The following is a 5,219-nucleotide window of genomic DNA, read 5'->3' on the forward strand; positions in this document are numbered from 1 at the left end:
GGGCAGGCCCGTCGCGTCGGGGTCGGCGGTGGCCGGGCGCGGCGCGGTCCCGGGGCGGCCCGCGCCCCGGTCGGCGTACGGTGTGGTGCGCATCGGGTTCACCACGCCTCGGGCCGGTAGCTCACGCAGGTCGCGCCGGCGCCCGCGGCGACGGTGACGAACAGCAGGCGCTCGTGGCGGCGCGGCCGGTCCCGCTCGGCCAGGGCCCGCAGGTAGCCGAGGACGGGCGCGGCGGTGTGCGGTTCGCCCGCTGTGGTGTCGAGGCCGTCGGCGGCGGGGTGCGGGCCGATCACCCGGGTGCGGTCGAGGTCGAGGCCGTACCGCGTGGCGTAGTCGGCGACGGCCGCGGTGGCGAGGCCGGCGGTCCGGCGCTCGTGTCCCTGCGCCCGCCGGACGGTGATCAGGGAGCGGCCGTCGGTGCCCATGGTGCCGGTGTCGAGGTACCCCTCGGTGTCGAGGTACCCCTCGGTGTCGAGGTGGCCGTCGGCGGCGGGCGGGCCGTCGGCGGCGTAGTGCCGTACGGGCCCGAACCCGGCGTCCGGGTCGGCGCTGCGCTCCAGCAGCAGGGCGCCGGCCAGGTCGGCGTACGGGTAGTGCGGGTCGCGGCTCGCCGAGCCGCCCGGGTGCACGTCGGCGGCGGTGATCAGGAGGCGTTCGGCGCTGGCGGTGTCCAGCAGGGCCTGGCCGGCCTGGACGGCGTTGAGCACGCCGGAGGCGCCGTTCATGAGGTCGAGCGAGAAGCAGGCTGCCGGCTCGGGGTCGGCGATGTAGTCCAGGTTGATGCCGACCTCCTTCTGGACGAGGGCGGCGACGGCCGGCTCGAAGGTGTTGGACTCCCGGTACACGCCGACGTTGATGAGCACGCCGACGGCCGAGGGCGCGAGCTGGGCGCGCGCGAGGCAGTCGCGGGCGGCCCGGGCCGCCAGGTCGACGGCGGACGCCGGGGTCGCGGCGTCAGTGTGCGCGGCGGTGCCGGCCGCGGTGATGACCATGCCCATGGCTCAGACCCCCACGTTCGTGATGGTGGCCGAAAGGGCCCCGGTGACGACGCCGGAGGCCGCGGGGACCAGCAGGAAGCGGGAGCCGCGCCGGGCGGTGCCCGCCCTCAGGTGCTCGCGCAGGGTGAGGAAGTGGGAGGTGGTGGCGGTGTTCCCGAACCGCTCCACGACCGAGAGGGAGGTGGGCATGGGCGTGCCGAATTCCTGGCTCCCGGTCATGTTCGCGTAGTCGATGAACCGGGTGCCGACCTGGTGCTGGATGATGTAGTCGAATTCCTCGCCGGCAAAGTCCCGGCCGTTCTTCGTGAGGAAATCCGAGTGGAAGCGCGGCCAGAGTTTGAGGCGCTCGCGGTCGTGCATCTTCCGGTTGTCCGTGTAGAGCGCGATTCCCTCGCTGCGGTCGCTCGGCATGCCCATGCACAGGTGCGAGTATGCCGAGCAGGTCATGAGTTCCACGTAGTCGATCCGGTCGGCCCCGTCGGTGGCGCGGTCGAGGACGACCGCGGCCGCGGAGTCGCCCACCGAGAGCGAGGCGAACTGCGGGTCGTAGGAGTCGGTCAGCTCGCGGGCGGCGGTACGGGCGACGCGGGTGGCCTGCTCCCCGCTGACGACGAGGCCGTTGCTGACGGCCCCGGACCGGATCATCCGGTCCAGGAGGTGGACTCCGGTCATCATGCCGGCGCAGGCGTTGGAGACGTCGAAGTGGCCGGCCGAGCGCGCTCCCAGGGCTCTGGCCAGCAGCGCGGCGAACGACGGCTCGAAGAGGAACCGTCCGCCGTCGGTGAAGCGGGTGATGGACGCCGAGATGACGATGTCCAGATCGGCCGCCCGGTGGCGGGAGGCGGCCAGGCAGTCCCGGGCGGCCGCCAGGGCCATCCCGAAGGAGTCCTCCCCGGCCTCGGGGTCGGGGTCGTGGACGCGGCGCTCCTCGATGCCGGTGATGCGCTCGACGTCCACGTCGCCGAGTCCGGGCGCTTCCCCGCTCAGTTCGCGGGTGGTCAGTACGGTTTCCGGGAGGTAGGCCCCTAAGGCTTCTATTCGGCTGCTGATTCGGGTGTTGCTCATTCTTCGCCTCCATGGCGATCCGCGCAGGGAAGGCCCTGGGCGGGAAATGACAGAGGAGTCGCCATTCGTGACGGACAGCGAAGTTACCGTAGCGTACGGATATTGCGGCCACGCTACGCGAAGGCCCGGAGCGGCGAAGTCCGGTCAGATATCGGCCAGGTTCCGTACGGTCGTCATCCGGCCAGAAGCCGGGACCTTCGACCCCTGTACCGACACCGGGCCCCCTTACGGCAAGGGCTCGGCCGGCCCCTGTACGCCGCGTACTCGCCACGACCCGCCGCGCTCCGCGGCAGCCGTGTCCTGGAAACTGTCCGGAACCCCCCGGTCCGCTCCGCCCCTTCGGACGCCGGCCCGTCGCCCCCGCACACCTCCCACCCCCGCACACGTCCCGCCCGTGTCCCCCGCACGCCCCGCAGCTCGGTACCGCGCGGTGCCTCGCGATCCCCCACCGTGCCCCCGCGCCCCCGCCGTGTGCGATGCCCGCTCAGTCCTTGCTGCCGGGCGACGCCGTCAGCTGGCTGAACTCCGCCTCCAGCTCTTCCAGTCTGCGCAGCAGGTGCTCCGGCTCCTCGCCCCGTGCCACCAACTGCTCGGACTCGTCGAGGAACTCCGACACCTCGCCGCTCGGCAGCGCCACCAGTGCCGTGCCTTCCGGCGGGCTCAGCTCGATGAACGTGCGCCGGCCGTCCCGGGGGCCGTCGGCCCCTCCGTCGCCGGAGTCGCCGCCGCAGACGTCGCCGTCGTCGACGGCATCGCTCCACACCGTGACGTCGCCCGCTCCGGCTCTGGCGCGCAGCCCCTCGGCCAGCAGCTCCCGCGCGAAGACCCAGGCGACCGTCTCCTCGCCGGAGTGGAACACCGCCTCCACGGCATAGGGATCGGACGGCCGGTACGTCAGCCGCACAGCCAGCCGGCACAGGAAGGTGTCCGCCGGATCCTCGTACAGGCAGGCAATGACGTCGGCACGCAGCAGCTCGTGCTCGCCGTCCCGCTCCCGCCAGCGCCGGATGCCGTCCGGGGGTTCGCCGGGCAGCACACGTTCCCCGCCGGCCCAGGTCAGCGCCGGCCGGTACGGCGGCGGGGTGAGTTCGGCGGTCCTCGTGAGCCAGGTCCACCAGCGTCGCAGCGCGGGCAGCCGGCCCGCGGGAGCGGGCGGCCAGCCCTCCAGCACGACCGGCGGGTCCGTCCGGGTCCCCCACAGCCTGCGTCCGCCGAGCGCCGCCCATTCCCCGGGCGGCTCGCCCGCCACCCGCAGCCAGAGCAGCGCCAGCTGGACGGGGTCGTACGGCACGAGGAGGACCTGGCCGAATCTGAGCTCCAGGTCGACCGCGAACGGGAGGGAGGCGGCCGTCGAGGACGCCGCGGCCGGGACCACCGCCGTCCGCTCCCCCGGTCCACCCTGCGGCGCCGGCCACCGCCCTTCGCCGGGGCCGACCGGCTCGATCTCCTCGGTCTCCTCGATCTCGTCGACCTCCTGGACCCCCTGGACCTCCTCCACCGGCTCGCCGAGTTCGTCGTACGCGGGCTCCGGCGCCGGCTCCGCCGGCGTGGGCGGTCCGGCGGCCGCGGCCGCGATGCGCTGCCGCACCGGCTCGGGTGTCAGCCCCAGCACCGCCGTCACGTGCGGCGCACCGAGGCTGGACGCGTCGAGCAGCGCCTCGAAGTCGAGGTCGTCTTCGAGCAGCGTCTCGAAGCCGACGTCGGCGTCGCAGGGCGGCAGGCCGACCATGGCGACGACGCAGCAGTCCGGCAGTCCGACGAAGTCGGCCTCGCGGCCGGGCCGTCCGGCGTCGCCGCCGTCCTGGCCGGGCGGTACGGGCGGTACGACATCGTCGGCGTCGTGGCCGGGCCGTCCGGCGTGGCCGGCGCGGTCGGGGACCGCGCCGTGCGCGTCGATCGCGGCGAGGCGGTCCATGGATCCCCTTCGTCGCAGGCTCATCGTGTTGCTCCCTCCCCGGGCTCCTGGCGCCGCCCACCGTCGTCGTCGTTCAGCCTGTTGCGCAGACGGTGGGTTCGGCGTTCGAGCGCCTTGCGGGTCAGTCCCACGCGTTGTGCGGCTTGTGCCTGGGTGCATCCGACGGCCTGCCAGCCCAGCCCTTCGCGGACCAAGGGGTCCGTGAGCCGGGGCAGCAGCCGGCGCACCTCGTCGTGCACGGCCGCGGACTGGTACGGATCGGCCGCCCGTTGGTCGGGGATGGCGGCCATCGGGTCCGCGTCCCCGTCCTCGTCGAGGGCCGGGCGGCGCAGTTCGGCCTGCCCGAGCATGTGGCGCTCGTACCAGGTCTTGTAGACCGTGGGGAACGCGCGGATGACGGCGCCCATGTAGTACGTGGTGAGGTTCGCACCGCCCGTCGGGCTCCAGCCGCCCTTCACCAGCGCGTATCTGCGGAACACCTGCAGCCCTTTGATCACGCTGTCGGTGGAGATCTCCAGTCGGTCGTCCTGGGACCAGTTCGCCGCTTCCATTTCCATGTGCCGGGGCACCGGGCGGCCCGCGTCGAAGGCCCGGCGGAAGACCTCACCGCTCCCGCACCACTTGACCATGGTGGTCCAGCCGTAGCCGGTCAGGCGCTCGACGAACCGGTCGTAGCGCGGTCCGGTGAATTCGTCCCGCCGCAGCACCTCGACTATGCGCGCGTCGGCCGCCAGCCGGGCGGCGCGCAGGGCGGCGCCCTCGACGTCCTCCGGCTCGTACGGCTGCGTCGCGTGCAGCAGAGGGCGGACTGCGATGCCTTCGCCTTCGAGCTCAGTCGGCACATCCGCTCCCTTGCGTCACGGCGGTCTGGGCGGTTCCTGCGTATCGCCTCACGCCCTCCCTCTTAGGTGCGGCCCGCGGAACATCCCCCTCCCGGCAGCCCTGTGATTCAGGTCATAGCCGTGGGCGAGGGGGCGCCGACGGGGGCGCGGGCTACACCACCCACACCGGCAACGCCCCCGGCGGCGGACCGGCAGAGCTGCCCCGCCGATCCGCGGATCCCCCGGTCCCCTGATCCGCCGATCCCCTGCTCCGCGGACCCGCCGGGCCCCCCACCCCCCACCCCACCCCACCCCCGCCCCACCCCACCCCCCAGGACGCGCCCGCGCCCCCCTCCCCACCCACCCCTTCCCCCCCTCCCCCCCCCCCCGCCGGGACCCCCCGCCCCCGGTGCGGCCACT

4 protein-coding genes are annotated in these 5,219 nt (G+C 73.9%); all 4 read right to left on the bottom strand.

What is annotated here, in order from left to right; all coding sequences use genetic code 11:
* Positions 1 to 98: 98 nt before the first annotated feature.
* The 4 genes from GPJ59_RS33210 to GPJ59_RS33225 all read right to left on the bottom strand — a co-directional run bounded on the left by GPJ59_RS33210 (position 99) and on the right by GPJ59_RS33225 (position 4,820).
* On the bottom strand, positions 99 to 998 hold the full coding sequence (locus GPJ59_RS33210) for a hypothetical protein (RefSeq protein WP_219671632.1): 900 nt from the start codon (positions 996 to 998) through the stop codon (positions 99 to 101).
* Positions 999 to 1,001: 3 nt separating this feature from the next.
* On the bottom strand, positions 1,002 to 2,063 hold the full coding sequence (locus GPJ59_RS33215; protein ID WP_219671633.1) for a 3-oxoacyl-ACP synthase III family protein: 1,062 nt from the start codon (positions 2,061 to 2,063) through the stop codon (positions 1,002 to 1,004).
* Between the two features lie 484 nt (positions 2,064 to 2,547).
* Positions 2,548 to 4,002 carry an SsgA family sporulation/cell division regulator gene (locus GPJ59_RS38980; RefSeq protein ID WP_374200984.1) on the bottom strand — a complete coding sequence of 485 codons (1,455 nt, stop codon included), beginning with the start codon at positions 4,000 to 4,002 and terminating at the stop codon, positions 2,548 to 2,550.
* Complete coding sequence (locus tag GPJ59_RS33225; RefSeq protein WP_308120623.1) at positions 3,999 to 4,820, bottom strand: hypothetical protein; 822 nt, start codon at positions 4,818 to 4,820, stop codon at positions 3,999 to 4,001. The genes GPJ59_RS38980 and GPJ59_RS33225 overlap by 4 nt, the downstream gene beginning before the upstream one ends.
* Between the last annotated feature and the right edge of the window lie 399 nt (positions 4,821 to 5,219).

Origin of the sequence: Streptomyces bambusae, assembly GCF_019400985.1 — a bacterium.
In the GTDB taxonomy this organism is placed as follows: Bacteria; Actinomycetota; Actinomycetes; order Streptomycetales; family Streptomycetaceae; genus Streptomyces; species Streptomyces bambusae_A.

Bases quoted from the DNA above. Each gene is read 5' to 3' on its own strand.
- GPJ59_RS33210 (WP_219671632.1), bottom strand. From the start codon at position 998: ATGGGCATGGTCATCACCGCGGCCGGCACCGCCGCGCACACTGACGCC.
- GPJ59_RS33215 (WP_219671633.1), bottom strand. From the start codon at position 2,063: ATGAGCAACACCCGAATCAGCAGCCGAATAGAAGCCTTAGGGGCCTAC.
- GPJ59_RS38980 (WP_374200984.1), bottom strand. From the start codon at position 4,002: ATGAGCCTGCGACGAAGGGGATCCATGGACCGCCTCGCCGCGATCGAC.